Here is a 17111-nt window from a genome sequence, read left to right as displayed (position 1 = left end):
TCGAAGAGCGGCGGGGAGCGATCCCCGCCGCTTTTTTCTTGTCTCTAACCGGACGGCCCGGCAGGGTGGGCGTCTAACCGGGGGTTTAGGATGAGACACTTTTTCGGCGGGCTGATGTTGGCCCTGACACTGTTCTGCGCGCCGGCCGCCCTGGCCGAGACGCGCGATGACGGCGCGGCGCGGCTGGCGCTCGCAAACAAGTTCGTCTCCTTGATGCAAGGAGAGGAACTGGGCGCCGCCCTGGGTCAGATGACGTCGATGATGATGCCCGCCGAGCTCGAAGGCATGTCCGAAGATGAGGCCGCCAAGTTCCGTGCGGTCATGGGGGAGGTGACGGCGCGCATGATGCCGCGCATGTTCGAGGCCATGGCGCCGATCTACGCCGACATCTTCACTCTGGAAGAACTCCAGGCCCTGGTCGACTTCTATCAGAGCGACGTCGGCCGCTCCATGGTGACCAAGAGCTATCAAGCCGCGCCGCGTTTGGCGGAGGCGGTCCAGGCGATCATGCCGGAAATCATGGCCGAGATGGGCAATGTGCTCTGCGACGAGTTCGAATGCACAGCCGAACAGCGCCGTGAATTGAAGGCGGCGATGTCTCAAGCCGTGGGGCGGTGATTTTCAGGCGACGATCACGGGGACTGTTTCACCTGTGACCTGGAAGACGGCGGCGGATCAAGACCCGCCGCCCAGCCCTCAATAGGCCGCGGTGAAACGCGATCGCGAATGATTGTGCTGCTCCAACTCATCCACCATGGCGATGGCGTAGTCGGCGAAGCTGATGCGGCTCTGTCCGTTGGCGTCGACGATCAACTGATCGGTTCCCGTGCGGAAGACGCCCAGGCGCGGTCCTTCCTCGATGAAGGCCGCAGGGGAGAAGAAGGTCCAGTCGATTTCGGTCTCGCCCCGCAGATCCTCCAGGAAGGCGACGCCGGGCAGGGCGTAGGGTTTGAATTCTTCCGGAAAATCGGGAGTGTCGATCAGGCGAAGACCCGGCGCGACCTCCAGGCTGCCCGCGCCGCCGGTGACCAGAAGGCGCGGCACGCCCGCAGTCTTCAGCGCCTGAAGCAGGGTCTCGGCCTTGATGTCGTGGTGCAGGGCGCTGATCACGGCGTCGCATCCCTTGATGAGGTTCGCCAAGGCCGCAGCGTCCGAGGCGTCGCCCCCAAGCGCCGTCACGCCGGGCGCTACGGGAATGGCTTCCGGCTTGCGGGCGATCGCCACGACTGAATGGCCGCGAGAGGCCAGCTCCTTGGTGATTTCCGATCCGGCGCGACCGCTGGCGCCCAAGACTGCGATCTTCATGAAAGTCTCCATAGGTTTCCAATGGAGACCAGGTGCGTTATGGAAATCGGCTATGCAAGACGGCACCTTTCTCTCACCTGGTCACCCACTGGAAACCCGACTGCGCGGCGACGTCTTTTGCGCCGCCTGTCCGACGCGCCAGCTCCTGGATCGGATCGCCGACAAATGGAGCACCCTGATCCTGATCGTCCTGGGCGACGGGCCGATGCGTTTCAATGCGCTGAGGCATAGGATCGACGGCGTGTCCCAAAAGATGTTGAGCCAGACCCTGAAGGCTCTGGAGCGCGACGGGCTGGTCTCCCGATCGGTCGCGCCGACCGTGCCCGTGTCCGTCACCTACGCCATGACGCCCTTAGGCCGATCGCTTCTGGCGGCTCTGCAGTCGATGATAGACTGGGCGGAGACCCATATGGACGAGGTGGAGGCGGCCCAGGCCGCCTATGACGGACGCGATCATCCCTGAGTCCCACGAACCTGGTCGAACTCTTTTCGTCATCGCTTCGAACGGCGCCGCTCCGGCGGCGTTGTAGGCAGGCGAAACAAGGGAAGCGAATGTTCGGTTTGGGAAGAGCGGCGCAGGGCGCGCCGGCGGATGAGGGCGGACGCGATCCATGGAAGGGAAGGCTGGCCTTCGGCGCCGTGGTGCTGGTGGGCGTCTATTTCGCCGGCCAACTGATTGTCACGCTACACACCCTATGGTTGTTGGTTTTCGGTGCAATTCTGGCCGCGGTCGTTCTGAGGGCCCTAGCCGACCCTATCGTCCGGTGGTTCAACCTGCCCGATCCCGCTGCGGTTCTGCTGTCCCTGTTGATCGTCATTTCGATCCTGGCGGGGGTTCTGACCCTCTTCGGCGCCCAGATCGCCGAACAGATCGCGGCCCTTGTGGCGGTGCTGCCTCAGGGCTGGGATCGGGTGCAGTCCTGGATTCAGGCCCAGCCCTACGCCGCCCAACTGCTTGACCAGCTGAAGAGTCTGGGCGGACAGACGGGGCAGGCGCTGCAAGTGGCGCAGAAGTTCGCAGTGGGCTTCGCCTCCGGGGCCACCACCTTGGTTCTGGTGATGGTGGCCGGGGTTTTCCTGGCCATCGAGCCCGCCAAATCGCGCGAGGGCCTTCTGTCCCTGGCGCCCAAGACCCACCGGCCGCGCCTGCGCGAGGTGCTGAACAGCTGCGGCCGCGCCTTGAAGGGGTGGTTGAAGGCGCAGCTGTTCTCGATGGTGCTGGTCGGGGTCTTGACGGGGACGGGACTGGCGCTGATCGGCGTGCCCTCGGCGGTGGGCCTGGGGCTGCTGACGGGCGTGGCGCAGTTCGTGCCGATCGTCGGCCCCATCGTCTCCACCATTCCGGCGGTCCTGGTGGGCGCGACCCAGGGCTGGGAGACCGCCTTGATGACCCTGGGTCTTTACGTCGCCGTTTCCCAGCTGGAGAGCAACTTCATCACCCCCATGGTGCAGAAGAACGTCGCCAATCTGCCGGTCGTCCTGGGCATCTTCGCCGTCGTGGGCATAGGAACGCTTTTCGGGCCGCTGGGGGTCCTGTTCGCAACGCCCCTGGCCCTCGTTCTGCACACCGTCATCACCATGATTTACCGACAGGACATTCTGGGCGACGAGGAGGCGACGGCGCCTGGCCAAACCTGATCCCTTATCGGGTTTACCAGTGTCTTGACGCCGCTTGCCGGATGACGTTTGGGAAGACGCGGTCGATCGACCGTCTTGGTACGGATGGTTGGGCGAGGCGAGGACGAGGCAAGGGGTCTCGACCGGTCTTTCGGCCTTCTGCGGTGGAAGGGATCTGACGTATGGCCAGCGGAGCCAAGCGCACGGCGCGCTCGGAAATGCGTCAGGTGGCGGCCCTGCCCTGGCGGGTGGAGGAGGGCGAGCGCCGAATCCTCATGATCACGTCGCGCCAGACCGGACGCTGGGTCATACCCAAGGGCGGCCGTATGGCCGGCAAGACCGACGCCCAGGCGGCGGTGCAGGAGGCTCTGGAGGAGGCGGGCGTCAAGGGGGCGGTCGAAGACGCGCCCATCGGCGTCTTTCGCTACGCCAAGACCCTGAAGGACGGTGGGCAGCGCAAATGCGTGGTCTCCGTCTATCCGCTGCAGGTGCTGATCCAGCTCGGAGCCTGGCCTGAGGACCATCAGCGTCAGCGGCGGTGGATGACGCCGCAAGCCGCGGCGGCGGCGGTCAACGAACCGGATCTGGCCGCCTTGATCCTCGAATTCGCCGCAACCCTGCCGACGGACGAACAGCCGGCTTGATTTCGCCGGGCCGCGCCTGTATGAGCGCGCCTTCCCGTCACAGGTTCACGCCTTTGACGGTCCTGTCCGAGAACTTCGGGGCGTGGGGGTCACCCAGGCCGTAACTGTCAGAGAGCCCTCTGGCGCCGTGGGGAGATGGGGACGCGACCTTGCCGATGTCAGCCCGCATTCCGGGACGGACGCCGTCAGACGCATCCTTCGGACAATAAGACCGGCCTGACGCCCCACGTCGTCCTTCTTGGGCGATGCGCGGCGCCTCGGCCAATCCGTCGTCGGGAATAAGCCCGGCGGCGAATACCAAGACTGGAGACCGCAATGGACCGCGCACAAAAGGCCGAGTCGATCGAGACGCTCAAGGGCGTGTTCGCCGACGCCGGCTCCGTGGTCGTGACCCACAACCTGGGTCTGACCGTTGCGGAAATGGAAGATCTGCGCGGCCGTCTTCGCAAAGAAGGCGGCGCGTTCAAGGTGGTCAAGAACCGCCTGGCGCTGAAGGCGCTCGAAGCCGAAGAAGGCAGCGGCTACCACGGCCTGTTCAAGGGCCCCGTGGGCATCGCCTATGCCGAGAACCCGGGCACGGCCGCCAAGGTCGCGACCGAGTTCGCCAAGGCCAATGATCGTTTCAAGATCATCGGCGGCTTCATGGGCGAAACCGTCGTCGATCAGAAGGGTGTCGAGGCTCTCTCGAAACTCCCGACGCTCGACGAAGTCCGCGCTCAGCTCATCGGCCTGCTCAATGCGCCCGCGACCAAGGTCGCCGGCGTGCTGCAAGCGCCCGCTGGTCAGCTGGCTCGCGTGTTCAACGCCTACGCCACCAAGGAAGCCGCGTAAGCGGCGGACCCTTTCATCTCTGCATCATTCTCTGAAACCAATCCTCCGAAGGAAAACTGACAATGGCCGACCTCGCCAAGATCGTCGAAGACCTGTCCGCGCTTACCGTTCTGGAAGCCGCTGAACTCTCCAAGCTGCTGGAAGAAAAGTGGGGCGTTTCCGCCGCCGCTCCGGTCGCCATGGCCATGCCGGCCGGCGGCGGCGGCGCTGCTCCGGCTGAAGCCGCTGAAGAGCAAACCGAGTTCACCGTCGTCCTGGTCGACGGCGGCGACAAGAAGATCAACGTCATCAAGGAAGTCCGCGGCGTCCGTTCGGACCTGGGTCTGAAGGAAGCCAAGGACCTGGTCGAAGGCGCTCCGCAGAACGTCGTCGAGAACGTCTCCAAGCAACAAGCCGACGAGATCGCCAAGAAGCTGACGGAAGCCGGCGCCAAGGTCCAGATCAAGTAATCTGGGTCTCAGCTCCGCTGAAGATCGGAAAGGCCCGGCGGGAAACCGCCGGGCTTTTTTGTTGGCCTACCGCGCTTCGCGCTGCTTGAGGCCCGTGAGCGCTATGGCTGGGGCCTAGTCCGTATCAGTTCTGCGGGCGTGTCCGCGCGGCGAAGAAGGCCCACATGGCGTCGTTGTCGGCGACCCAGCTGTGGCCCCCGCCGGCGGTGATGCGGCCGACGACGTCGGCGCCGTCTCGGCAGGCGGCATAGCCTTCTTCATAGACCTGGGCCGTGACCCAGACGGTGGGACGCGGGGCCGCGCAGCCGTTCAACTGGGCCCAGCGCTGTTCGGCCGCATGCATGGTGTAGCTCCAATATGGGGCGCCGCCGCCCTGGATCGGATTGGTGGTGTCGGCGTCGCCGGCGAAGGCCATCACCGGCATGGGGCGCGACGGCCGGCAGGTGGCGGGATCAGGGCGCTGAGGATCACGCCGATCGGGCCGTCCGGCGCGCAGCCCGACCACGGGAGCGATGGCGGCGAACCGGTCCGCGGCCGCGCAGCCCAGCCAGGAGGTCATCCGGCCGCCGCCCGACAGGCCGGTCGCATAGACCCTGGACGGGTCAATACAGCCCTGATCGGCCAGGGCGTCGATGGTCTCGGTCATGAAGGCGACATCGTCGGCGTCGTTTGGGCCGGGAATCGTCCCCGCTATGGTGGGCACGCCCGGCACGTTCCAGACGAAGCCGCGCTCCACCGGAATGCCGCCGTCGGGCGCAATGACGATGAAGCCGTGCCGATCCGCCGTCTCGGCCAAACCCGAGGACGCCAGAATTTCGGCGCCCGTGCCGCCGCTGCCGTGCAGCAGAAAGACCAGGGGAGCGGGGCGGTTCGGGTCAAATCCGCGCGGCGTATGAAGCTGAACCGTCCGACCGTTCGGACCCAGGGCCAGGGCGCGGGTCGTTCCGGCCGGCGCCAGGCCGCAATCGGCCCGAGCGGCTGAAGCCGACGCCAATACACCCATCACAAGAGGCAGGGCCAGGGCCGCGATCCACGCTCTCATCCGTCCGTCTCCATTGGGGGCAGGGAAGGGGGCAGGCTTGCCCCAGGCCGACAGGCGTCGCAAGCGCGGCCTTGGCGGATCGGTTCGGCTTCCCATCTGTTACGCCTGAAAAGGAGCCCCCGAAATGAAGATCCTGATGGTGCTGACCTCGCACGACCAGCTCGGCGACACCGGCAAGAAGACCGGTTTCTGGCTGGAGGAACTGGCCGCCCCCTATTATGCGCTCAAGGACGCCGGGGCCGAGATCGTCCTGGCCTCGCCCAAGGGCGGTCAGCCGCCGCTGGACCCCAAGAGCGACGATCCCGACGCACAGACCGAGGACACGCGCCGCTTCAAGGCCGATGCCGAGGCCCAGGCCGCCCTGGGCTCGACCGTCGAACTGTCGTCGGTCAAGGCCGAGGATTTCGACGCGGTCTTCTATCCGGGCGGCCACGGACCGCTGTGGGACCTCGCCAACGATCCGGCCTCAATCGCCCTGATCGAAGCCTTCGCCAAGGCGGACAAGCCGACGGGCTTGGTCTGCCACGCGCCGGGCGTTCTGAAGTCGGTCAACGGTCCGGACGGACAGCCCTTGGTCAACGGCCGCAAGGTCACGGGCTTCACCAATACGGAGGAGGAGGCCGTCGGCCTGACGGCCGTGGTGCCCTTCCTGGTCGAGAACGTGCTGAGCGCCAACGGCGGCGACTATTCGCGCGGCCCCGACTGGGGCTCCCACGTGGTCGTGGACGGCAAGCTGGTTACCGGTCAGAATCCCGCCTCCTCGCGCGACGCGGCGGAGGCCCTGCTGCAACTGCTGAAGTCCTGAGACCTAGGGCCGTCAGAGCCCATCCAGGGCGGCGACTCGCCGGTCCGTCAATCCGCCTTAGACGCCTTGGCGAAGGGGCGCGAAAATATGGGGCAGGGGCCTTTATTTCGCCGCGGAAGCGAGTATATGTCCGCGTTCCGCAACACTCCTAAAGAGTCTGCGCGCAAGCGCCGAGGCCCGGTCCGTCGCCCTCCGACCGGAGCGAAGGCGCGGCTCCTTCCCCAGGGAGCCGGTACAATTCAGGCGTCCTGGCCCGGCAGCGGGCCGAGGGTGGGCGCCGAAAACCTGGCTGCGGACGCGGAAACGCGCACCGTGGCTGCTGCATTTCGCGCGCGACTTCCCCGGGTCGCGCGCCATGGGAAACACTGAATGACTGACGTCGCCCACGATCTCGCCATCAACGGTCAGATCGCCTCCGCCACCTCGTTCACCGGCAAGAAGCGCATCCGCAAGTCCTTCGGGCGTATTCCCGAAGCCGTCCAGATGCCGAACCTGATCGAGGTTCAACGCGCCTCCTACGAACAGTTCCTGCAACGCGAAGTCCGTCCGGGCCAGCGCAAGGAGCAGGGCATCGAGGCGGTCTTCAAGTCGGTGTTCCCGATCAAGGACTTCAACGAACGCGCCATCCTCGAGTACGTTTCCTACGAGTTCGAGGATCCTAAGTACGACGTCGAAGAGTGCATTCAGCGCGACATGACCTATGCCGCGCCGCTGAAGGTCAAGCTGCGTCTGATCGTCTTTGAGGCCGACGAGGAAACGGGAGCCCGTTCGGTCAAGGACATCAAGGAGCAGGACGTCTACATGGGCGACATCCCGCTCATGACGGACAAGGGCACCTTCATCGTCAACGGCACCGAGCGCGTGATCGTCTCGCAGATGCACCGTTCGCCGGGCGTCTTCTTCGACCACGACAAGGGCAAGACGCACAGCTCGGGCAAGCTGCTGTTCGCCGCGCGCGTCATCCCCTACCGCGGCTCCTGGCTGGACTTCGAGTTCGACGCCAAGGACGTGGTCTATGTCCGCATCGACCGCCGCCGCAAGCTGCCGGCCACGACCTTCCTGATGGGTCTGGGCATGGACGGCGAAGAGATCCTGAAGACCTTCTACGAGACCGTGCCCTACGAGAAGCGCGGCGAGGGCTGGGTCACCCCGTACAAGGCCGAGCGCTGGCGCGGCGTGAAGCCGGAGTTCGACCTGATCGACGCCGACACCGGCGAAGTGGTCGCCCAGGCCGGCCAGAAGATCAGCGCCCGCGCCGCCAAGAAGCTGGGCGAGACGGTCAAGTCGCTGTCGCTGGCGGCCGACGCCCTGGTGACCAAGTATCTGGCGAACGACGCCGTCAACTTCGAGACCGGCGAAATCTTCGCCGAGGCCGGGGACGAGCTGGACGCCGCCACCATCGCGGTGCTGGAAGAGAACGGCTTCACCACCATCGAGGTGCTCGACATCGACCACGTCACGGTCGGCGCCTATATGCGCAACACCCTGCGCATCGACAAGAACGACAACCGCGAGGACGCCCTGTTCGACGTCTATCGCGTGATGCGTCCGGGCGAGCCGCCCACCCCGGAAGCCGCTGAAGCCATGTTCAACTCGCTGTTCTTCGACAGCGAGCGCTACGACCTGTCGGCCGTGGGCCGGGTCAAGATGAACATGCGTCTGGAGACCCCCGAGGTCTCGGACGAGATCCGCGTCCTGCGCAAGGAGGACGTGCTGAAGGTGTTGCAGATCCTGGTCGGGCTGAAGGACGGGCGCGGCGAGATCGACGACATCGACAATCTGGGCAACCGCCGGGTCCGTTCGGTCGGCGAACTGCTGGAGAACCAGTACCGCGTCGGCCTGCTGCGGATGGAGCGCGCCATCAAGGAGCGCATGTCCTCGGTCGATATCGACACGGTCATGCCGCACGACCTGATCAACGCCAAGCCGGCCGCCGCGGCGGTTCGCGAATTCTTCGGCTCGTCGCAGCTGTCGCAGTTCATGGACCAGACGAACCCGCTGTCGGAAATCACCCACAAGCGCCGTCTGTCGGCGCTTGGCCCGGGCGGTCTGACGCGTGAGCGCGCGGGCTTCGAAGTCCGCGACGTCCACCCGACCCACTACGGCCGGATTTGCCCGATCGAAACGCCGGAAGGCCCGAACATCGGCCTGATCAACTCCCTGGCCACCCACGCCCGCGTCAACAAGTACGGCTTCATCGAGAGCCCGTACCGCCGCGTGAAGGACGGCAAGGCCCAGGGCGAGGTGGTCTACATCTCCGCCATGGAGGAGTCGAAGTACACGATCGCCCAGGCGAACATCGAACTGAAGGACGGGGTGATCGTCGAGGACCTGGTCCCCGGCCGGATCAACGGCGAATCCCAGCTCCTGAACAAGGACGCGGTGGACATGATGGACGTGTCGCCGAAACAGGTCGTTTCGGTCGCCGCCGCCCTGATCCCGTTCCTCGAAAACGACGACGCCAACCGCGCACTGATGGGCGCGAACATGCAACGTCAGGCCGTGCCGCTGGTGCAGTCGGACGCGCCCCTGGTCGGCACCGGCATGGAAGCGGTCGTGGCCGTGGACTCCGGCGCCGTGGTGGTGGCCCGTCGTGACGGCGTCGTCGAACAGATCGACGGCACCCGGATCGTCGTGCGCGCCGCCGGCGAGGTGGACGCCGCCCGTTCGGGCGTCGACATCTATCGCCTGTCGAAGTTCCAGCGCTCGAACCAGTCGACCTGCATCAACCAGCGCCCGATCGTGCGCGTGGGCGATGCGGTGAAGGCCGGCGACGTCATCGCCGACGGTCCGTCGACGGACCTGGGCGAACTGGCCCTGGGCCGTAACGCCCTGGTCGCCTTCATGCCCTGGAACGGCTACAACTTCGAAGACTCCATCCTGATCTCCGAGCGCATCGTGCGCGACGACGTCTTCACCTCCATCCACCTCGAGGAGTTCGAGGTGATGGCGCGCGATACGAAGCTCGGGCCGGAGGAAATCACCCGCGACATCCCCAACGTCGGCGAGGAAGCCCTGCGCAACCTCGACGAGGCGGGCATCGTGGCCATCGGCGCCGAGGTCCAGCCGGGCGACATCCTGGTCGGCAAGGTGACGCCGAAGGGTGAGTCGCCCATGACCCCGGAAGAGAAGCTGCTGCGCGCCATCTTCGGCGAGAAGGCTTCGGACGTGCGCGACACCTCCCTGCGCCTGCCGCCCGGCGTCGCCGGCACGATCGTCGACGTCCGCGTCTTCAACCGTCACGGCGTGGACAAGGACGAACGCGCCCTGGCCATCGAACGCGCCGAGATCGAACGCCTGGGCAAGGACCGCGACGACGAGCTCAAGATCCTGGAACGCAACGTCTACGGCCGCCTGAAGCCTCTGCTGCTGGGCAAGACCGCCGTCTCGGGCCCGAAGGGCATCGGTCGCGGCGAGCTGACCGAAGAGAAGCTGGCCGAGGTCAGCCGCGGCCTGTGGTGGCAGATCGCCCTGGACGACGAAAAGGCCATGGGCGAGCTGGAGGCGATGAAGCGCCAGTTCGAGGACGCGCGTAAGCAACTGGACCGTCGTTTCGAAGACAAGGTCGAGAAGCTGCAGCGCGGCGACGAACTGCCCCCCGGCGTCATGAAGATGGTCAAGGTCTTCGTGGCCGTGAAGCGCAAGCTGCAGCCCGGCGACAAGATGGCCGGCCGTCACGGCAACAAGGGCGTCATCTCCAAGATCCTGCCGATCGAGGACATGCCGCACCTGGAAGACGGCACCCACGTGGACGTGGTTCTGAACCCGCTGGGCGTGCCTTCGCGCATGAACATCGGCCAGATCTTCGAAACCCACCTGGGTTGGGCCGCCGCCGGCCTGGGCAAGCAGATCTCCGGTCTGCTGGAAGCCTGGCAGTCGGGCGGCCAGAAGCAGGCTCTGATCGATCGTCTGACCGAAATCTACGGCCCGGAAACCCCGCTGCCGGAAGACGAGGAAGAGCTGATCGAACTGGCGAAGAACCTGTCCAAGGGCGTGCCCTTCGCGACCCCGGTCTTCGACGGTGCGCACATCGGCGACATCGAGCGTCTGTTGGAAGAGGCCGGCCTGCACAAGTCGGCCCAGTCGATCCTGTACGACGGTCAGACCGGCGAGCAGTTCAAGCGTCCGGTCACGGTCGGCTACATCTACATGCTGAAGCTGCACCACCTGGTCGACGACAAGATCCACGCCCGCTCGATCGGCCCGTACTCGCTGGTCACCCAGCAGCCGCTGGGCGGCAAGGCGCAGTTCGGCGGTCAGCGCTTCGGGGAAATGGAGGTCTGGGCTCTGGAAGCCTACGGCGCCGCCTACACCCTGCAGGAGATGCTGACGGTGAAGTCCGACGACGTGGCCGGCCGGACCAAGGTCTACGAGGCCATCGTCCGCGGCGACGACAGCTTCGAGGCCGGCATTCCCGAGAGCTTCAACGTGCTCATCAAGGAAATGCGTTCGCTGGGTCTGAACGTGGAGCTGGAGAACAGCTGAGGCGCGTAGCGCCTCAGAGTGGCGAGTAATGAGTGGCGAGTGGCGAGTGAAGAAATTCAGCGCCGTGATCCCCCTTCTTACTCGCCACTCACCACTCGCCACTCGCCACTAAGTTTTTCGCGGTCTCCGACCGCAGCAAGGAACCCAAGATGAACCAGGAAGTCCTGAACATCTTCAACCCGGTCCCGGTCACCCCGACCTTCGACCAGATCAAGATCGCCCTGGCCTCGCCGGAGAAGATCCGGTCGTGGTCGTTCGGTGAGATCAAGAAGCCGGAAACCATCAACTACCGCACGTTCAAGCCCGAGCGTGACGGCCTGTTCTGCGCCCGCATCTTTGGCCCGACCAAGGACTACGAATGCCTGTGCGGCAAGTACAAGCGCATGAAGTACAAGGGCATCATCTGCGAGAAGTGCGGGGTTGAAGTCACCCTGGCCCGCGTCCGTCGCGAGCGGATGGGCCACATCGACCTGGCCGCCCCGGTCGCCCACATCTGGTTCCTGAAGTCGCTGCCCAGCCGCATCTCGCTGATGCTGGACATGGCGCTGAAGGACGTCGAGCGCGTCCTGTATTTCGAGAACTACATCGTCACCGAGCCGGGCCTGACCCCGTTGAAGCAGAACCAGCTGCTGACGGAAGACGAGTTCTATCGCTACCAGGAAGAATACGGCGACGACGGCTTCACCGCCGAAATCGGCGCCGAGGCCGTCCGCAACCTGCTGATGGGCATCGACCTGAACGCCGAGGCCGAGAAGCACCGCGCCGAACTGGCCGACAACCCGTCGGAAATGAAGGCCAAGAAGGCGTCCAAGCGCCTGAAGCTGATCGAGGCCTTCCTGGAATCGGGCAACAAGCCCGAGTGGATGATCCTGACCATCGTGCCGGTCATTCCGCCGGAGCTGCGTCCTCTGGTGCCGCTGGACGGCGGTCGTTTCGCGACCTCCGACCTGAACGACCTCTATCGTCGCGTCATCAACCGGAACAACCGTCTGAAGCGCCTGATGGAGCTGCGGGCTCCGGACATCATCATCCGCAACGAAAAGCGGATGCTGCAGGAATCGGTCGACGCCCTGTTCGACAACGGCCGCCGCGGCCGCGTCATCACCGGCGCCAACAAGCGTCCGCTGAAGTCGCTCGCCGACATGCTGAAGGGCAAGCAGGGGCGCTTCCGCCAGAACCTGCTCGGCAAGCGGGTCGACTATTCGGGCCGTTCGGTGATCACCGTGGGTCCGGAGCTGAAGCTGCACGAGTGCGGCCTGCCCAAGAAGATGGCGCTGGAGCTGTTCAAGCCCTTCATCTACGCGCGCCTGGACGCCAAGGGCCTGTCGGGCACCGTCAAACAGTCCAAGCGCATGGTGGAGCGCGAACAGCCCGCCGTCTGGGACATCCTGGACGAGGTCATCCGCGAGCACCCGGTGCTGCTGAACCGCGCCCCGACCCTGCACCGTCTGGGCATTCAGGCGTTCGAGCCCAAGCTGATCGAGGGCAAGGCCATCCGCCTGCACCCCCTGGTCTGCACCGCCTTCAACGCCGACTTCGACGGCGACCAGATGGCCGTTCACGTGCCGCTGAGCCTCGAGGCCCAGCTGGAAGCGCGCGTCCTGATGATGTCGACCAACAACATCCTGTCGCCCGCCAACGGCAAGCCGATCATCGTGCCGTCGCAGGACATCGTCCTGGGTCTGTACTATCTGTCGCTGGTCAAGGACGGCGAGCCGGGCGAGGGCAAGCTGTTCGCCAACATCGGCGAGATCGACGCCGCTTTGGACGCCAAGGTCGTGACCCTGCACAGCCGCATCAAGGCGCGCTGGACCGAGCTGGACGCCGAGGGCAAGGAGGTGACCAAGGTCATCGACACCACGCCGGGCCGGATGAAGCTGGCCGCCCTGCTGCCGCGCAACCCGAACGTCGGCTATCGCCTGCTCGAGAAGAACCTGACCAAGAAGGAGATCGGGAACCTGATCGACGTGGTCTATCGCCACTGCGGTCAGAAGGCGACGGTCATCTTCGCCGACCAGATGATGGGTCTGGGCTTCCGCGAGGCCGCCAAGGCGGGCATCTCGTTCGGCAAGGACGACATCGTCATTCCGGCGAAGAAGGCCGAGCTGGTCGCCGAAACCCGCACCCAGGTCGAGGAGTACGAACAACAGTACGCCGACGGCCTGATCACGCGCGGCGAGAAGTACAACAAGGTCGTCGACGCCTGGGCCAAGGCCACGGACCGGATCGCCGACGCCATGATGGGCGAGATCGCGCAGCCGCGCGTGCTGATCGAGGGCGAAAACCCCGACATCAACTCGGTCTATATGATGGCCAACTCCGGCGCCCGTGGTTCGCAGGCCCAGATGAAGCAACTGGGCGGCATGCGCGGCCTGATGGCCAAGCCTTCCGGCGAGATCATCGAGACGCCGATCACCTCGAACTTCAAGGAGGGCCTGACCGTCCTTGAATACTTCAACTCGACCCACGGCGCCCGTAAGGGTCTGGCCGACACCGCGCTGAAAACCGCCAACTCGGGTTATCTGACCCGTCGTCTGGTGGACGTGGCGCAGGACTCGATCGTCACCGAGCAGGACTGCGGCTCGACCCGGGGCATCACCCTGCGTGCGGTGATGGAGGGCGGCGACGTCCTGGTCTCGCTGGGACAGCGCGTCCTGGGCCGTTATGCGGCCGAGGACATCAAGGAGCCGGGCACGGACACGGTCCTGTTCCCCGCCGACACCTATCTGGTCGAGGAAGTCGTCGAGGCCATCGAGGCCGCCGGTGTCCAGTCGGTGAAGGTGCGTTCGGCCCTGACCTGCGAAGCCGAGGCCGGCATCTGCGCCCACTGCTACGGCCGTGACCTGGCGCGCGGCACCAACGTCAATATCGGCGAAGCGGTCGGCGTTATCGCCGCCCAGTCGATCGGCGAGCCGGGCACCCAGCTGACCATGCGGACTTTCCACATCGGCGGCACGGCCCAGGTGGCGGAAACCTCCTTCATGGAGGCGACCAACGCCGGTACGGCCAAGGTCACCGGCCCGACCGTCGTTGCGGCCCACGGCGACCTGGTGGCCATGAGCCGCAACGTCATCGTGACCGTGGTCGTGGACGGCAAGGACCGCGAGACGCACAAGGCCCCTTACGGCGCCCGCATCCGCGTCAAGGATGGCGATCCGGTCAAGAAGGGCCAACGTCTGGCCGAGTGGGACCCCTACACCACGCCCATCCTGACGGAAGTCGGCGGCGTCGTGCGCTTCGAGGACCTGGTCGAGGGCCTGTCGGTCAAGGAAGAGACCGACGAAGCCACCGGCATCGCCCAGCGCGTCGTCAGCGACTGGCGGGCCAGCCCGCGCGGCTCGGACCTGCGTCCGGCCATGGGGATCACCAGCGGCGACGCCTACGCCAAGCTGTCGTCGGGCTCCGACGCCCGCTATCTCCTGCCCGTCGGCGCGGTTCTGTCCGTGGCGAACGGCGACGAGGTCAAGCCGGGCGAGATCATCGCCCGTGTTCCGACCGAAGGCGCCAAGACCCGCGACATCACCGGCGGTCTGCCGCGCGTGGCCGAACTGTTCGAAGCCCGCCGTCCGAAGGACTGCGCCGTCATCGCCGAGATGGACGGTCGCGTGGAGTTCGGTCGCGACTACAAGAACAAGCGCCGCATCAAGATCACGCCGGAGCCCAACGCCGACGGCGTTCAGGGCGAACCCGTCGAGTTCCTGATCCCGAAGGGCAAGCACATCTCCGTCCACGACGGCGATCTGATCCAGAAGGGCGACTACATCATCGACGGCAATCCGGATCCGCACGATCTGCTGCGCATCCAGGGCGTCGAGGCGCTGGCCGAGTATCTGGTGAACGAAGTGCAGGAGGTCTACCGACTGCAGGGCGTGCCGATCAACGACAAGCACATCGAAGTCATCGTGCGTCAGATGCTGCAGAAGGTCGAGGTGATCGACGCCGGTGAAACCACCCTGATCCGCGGCGACACGGTCGAGGTGGCCGAGGCGGCTCTGGAGAACGCCAAGGTCGAGAAGCGCGGCGGTCGTCCGGCCATCACCCAGCCGGTTCTGCTGGGCATCACCAAGGCGTCGCTGCAGACCCGCAGCTTCATCTCGGCGGCCTCCTTCCAGGAGACCACGCGCGTCCTCACCGAGGCTTCGGTCCACGGCAAGAAGGACATGCTGGAAGGTCTGAAGGAGAACGTCATCGTCGGCCGCCTGATCCCGGCAGGCACGGGCGCCTATCTGCGCTCGCTGCAGAAGATCGCCAACGAGCGCGACGCCGAACTGACCCAGGCCCGCGAAGACGCGATCGAGCCCCTGCCGGCCGATCTGCAACTGGAGCTAGAGAGCAGCGAAGGCTGATCTCCGGTTTTCGGAAGCGATGAACTGAAGAGGGGCGGCGCCAGCGACGGGGCCGCCCCTTCTTTTATGCGTCAGTCCTTCCAGCGTTCCCTAGGGGCCGAGGCGCCGGGGGTGACAGGGGCGCCGGCGGCGCGGTGGCCGTCGCGGCTTGTCTGTACGTTCTGGCGGGAATCCGGCGCCAGGGACGGGTCCAGGTGGGCGCCCGCACAGCCCGTGCCGAAGTTCGAGCCGACACAGTCCGCCGGACCGACGACTCCGACCCCGCCGGACAGGGGACGGCGCGTCGCCTCCCACTCCGCCAGACGGCGCGCCCCCTCGCGGGCGAAGCGGGCGTCGCGCTCGGGGTTGCCCGAGCCGGTGATGGGCGCCGCGTTCTCGCCCCTTCGGGCGAACTCATTGCGGCAGTGCTGTCGCTCCATCTCGTTCAACAGGTCGGGCGAGGCGCAGCCGGGCAGGCCCTGGCGCAGGGTGCGGGCCATGGCCCCGCTGCGGTTTGAAGGATCGACCCGCCAGACGTCGGCCGGCGGCGGCGCGCCCGGCGGCGTCGGGGCGGCGAGGCGGGGACGCAGGGGAGCAGGGCGGGGAACGGCCTGGGCCTCCGCAGCGGGAGGTCGAACCGACGGGGAAGACGAGGCTGTCGGAGCCGCTGCGGGCTCGACGTCCGGCGCGGCCCTGGCGGGGGCGCGAGGGCGTTCGTCGGGCAGCAGGGGGCGGGGCTCAATGTCCAGATAGATCGGCGGCGGCTCGGCGGCGAAGTCTTCCCCGTCGATCCCCAGCGCCGTGACGGACAGGGCGGCGATCAGGGCGATGTTGATGGCGGCGGCCAACGCGGCCAGACCCGCCTTGCGCCAGTCGGGACGCTGGAACGGTGGACGAGGCTGGGCGGACACGCTCATTGGCGGCGCTTTCTGAGGTTGGGCAGGACGCCGTCGCGTGTGGAGAATAGCTCAACGCTGATGTTGACCCCTTCGCAACCGGCCACGGGATTGGGACTTTCGCAAGGCGGGTCGCCCCGCGACGGCTCAGCGCGCTTCGCCTCCCACGCCGCCAGGCGTCTGGCGCCCTGGCGCGCGAAGACCGCGTCCCGTTCGGCGTCGCTCGAGCCGGCGATGGAACGGACCTCCTGGCCCAGGCGCATCCACCGGTCCTCGCATCGACGACGTCCTTCGACGGACAGACGATCCGGCGCGTCGCAGGACGCGAAACTGTCGCTGGGACGCCCGACGCCGGTCTTGACGCGCCAGCCTTCATCGATGGGCGCGCCGGCCGCGACGGAAACCCCAGCCTCCTTCGTCTGGTTGGAGGTCGTGGGCAAAACGGCGGCTGGACGTTCAACAGGAGAGGGCGCACGGCCGAGCCTGCGAGACGTCCGAACGGCCCGATCCCTCGGCAAGGAGGCGCGTGGCTCGATATCGAGATACAAAACCGGTTCGGCAGCCCTTGGGCGCGGCGTCCGCTCTCGCCGGTGCTCCATCGACAGCAGGGCTATGACCAGGACGTTGACGCTGAGAGCGGCGGCGGTCGCGCCCGCCCAGCCGATCCTGCCCGTCGCCCCCATCTCCGTCCCCCGACCGTTCAAAGCAAAGC

The 17111-nt window shown here is 66.2% G+C and carries 13 protein-coding genes; 9 read left to right on the top strand and 4 right to left on the bottom strand.

What is annotated here, in order from left to right; translation table 11 throughout:
* Positions 1-90 precede the first annotated feature (90 nt).
* The gene (locus tag JL11_RS12820; RefSeq protein ID WP_082382708.1) at positions 91-618 is read left to right on the top strand and encodes a DUF2059 domain-containing protein; all 528 of its coding nucleotides are present in this window, start codon (positions 91-93) and stop codon (positions 616-618) included.
* Between the two features lie 78 nt (positions 619-696).
* Here the strand turns inward: JL11_RS12820 and JL11_RS12815 are convergent, their stop codons facing one another.
* Positions 697-1305, bottom strand: coding sequence for an NAD(P)-dependent oxidoreductase (locus JL11_RS12815; protein ID WP_054766973.1), 609 nt, complete (start codon positions 1303-1305; stop codon positions 697-699).
* 52 nt (positions 1306-1357) lie between these two features.
* Between JL11_RS12815 and JL11_RS12810 the strand changes: the two genes are divergently transcribed.
* The 5 genes from JL11_RS12810 to rplL all read left to right on the top strand — a co-directional run bounded on the left by JL11_RS12810 (position 1358) and on the right by rplL (position 4846).
* Positions 1358-1768 carry a winged helix-turn-helix transcriptional regulator gene (locus tag JL11_RS12810; RefSeq protein ID WP_054765993.1) on the top strand — a complete coding sequence of 137 codons (411 nt, stop codon included), beginning with the start codon at positions 1358-1360 and terminating at the stop codon, positions 1766-1768.
* Positions 1769-1857: 89 nt separating this feature from the next.
* Positions 1858-2943, top strand: coding sequence for an AI-2E family transporter (locus JL11_RS12805; protein WP_054765992.1), 1086 nt, complete (start codon positions 1858-1860; stop codon positions 2941-2943).
* Between the two features lie 161 nt (positions 2944-3104).
* Positions 3105-3566 carry an NUDIX hydrolase gene (locus JL11_RS12800; protein ID WP_054765991.1) on the top strand — a complete coding sequence of 154 codons (462 nt, stop codon included), beginning with the start codon at positions 3105-3107 and terminating at the stop codon, positions 3564-3566.
* 315 nt (positions 3567-3881) lie between these two features.
* Positions 3882-4397, top strand: coding sequence for a 50S ribosomal protein L10 (gene rplJ, locus JL11_RS12795; RefSeq protein WP_054765990.1), 516 nt, complete (start codon positions 3882-3884; stop codon positions 4395-4397).
* Between the two features lie 62 nt (positions 4398-4459).
* Positions 4460-4846, top strand: a complete 387-nt coding sequence (rplL, locus tag JL11_RS12790; RefSeq protein WP_054765989.1) for a 50S ribosomal protein L7/L12 — start codon at positions 4460-4462, stop codon at positions 4844-4846.
* Positions 4847-4970: 124 nt separating this feature from the next.
* Here rplL and JL11_RS12785 read toward each other — a convergent pair whose 3' ends face one another.
* Entirely contained in the window at positions 4971-5888 is a 918-nt protein-coding gene (locus tag JL11_RS12785) for an alpha/beta hydrolase family esterase (RefSeq protein WP_082382707.1), read from the bottom strand.
* A gap of 124 nt (positions 5889-6012) precedes the next feature.
* On the opposite strand from JL11_RS12785, the gene JL11_RS12780 reads away from it, so the two are divergent.
* The 3 genes from JL11_RS12780 to rpoC all read left to right on the top strand — a co-directional run bounded on the left by JL11_RS12780 (position 6013) and on the right by rpoC (position 15524).
* Complete coding sequence (locus JL11_RS12780; RefSeq protein ID WP_054765988.1) at positions 6013-6693, top strand: type 1 glutamine amidotransferase domain-containing protein; 681 nt, start codon at positions 6013-6015, stop codon at positions 6691-6693.
* Positions 6694-7062: 369 nt separating this feature from the next.
* Entirely contained in the window at positions 7063-11178 is a 4116-nt protein-coding gene (gene rpoB, locus JL11_RS12775) for a DNA-directed RNA polymerase subunit beta (RefSeq protein WP_054765987.1), read from the top strand.
* Between the two features lie 149 nt (positions 11179-11327).
* Positions 11328-15524, top strand: a complete 4197-nt coding sequence (gene rpoC, locus JL11_RS12770; RefSeq protein ID WP_054765986.1) for a DNA-directed RNA polymerase subunit beta' — start codon at positions 11328-11330, stop codon at positions 15522-15524.
* Between the two features lie 71 nt (positions 15525-15595).
* On the opposite strand, the gene JL11_RS12765 is transcribed toward rpoC, so the two are convergent.
* Both JL11_RS12765 and JL11_RS12760 read right to left on the bottom strand, forming a co-directional pair.
* On the bottom strand, positions 15596-16420 hold the full coding sequence (locus tag JL11_RS12765) for a hypothetical protein (RefSeq protein WP_054765985.1): 825 nt from the start codon (positions 16418-16420) through the stop codon (positions 15596-15598).
* Positions 16417-16839 (bottom strand): hypothetical protein, encoded by a 423-nt coding sequence (locus tag JL11_RS12760; protein ID WP_054765984.1) that lies wholly within the window; start codon positions 16837-16839, stop codon positions 16417-16419. The genes JL11_RS12765 and JL11_RS12760 overlap by 4 nt, the downstream gene beginning before the upstream one ends.
* Positions 16840-17111: the final 272 nt, after the last annotated feature.

Source organism: Brevundimonas sp. DS20, from assembly GCF_001310255.1.
Classification (GTDB): domain Bacteria; phylum Pseudomonadota; class Alphaproteobacteria; order Caulobacterales; family Caulobacteraceae; genus Brevundimonas; species Brevundimonas aurantiaca.
Note: the sequence above shows the minus strand (reverse complement) of the source record. Positions and strands in the feature narration are given on the sequence as shown.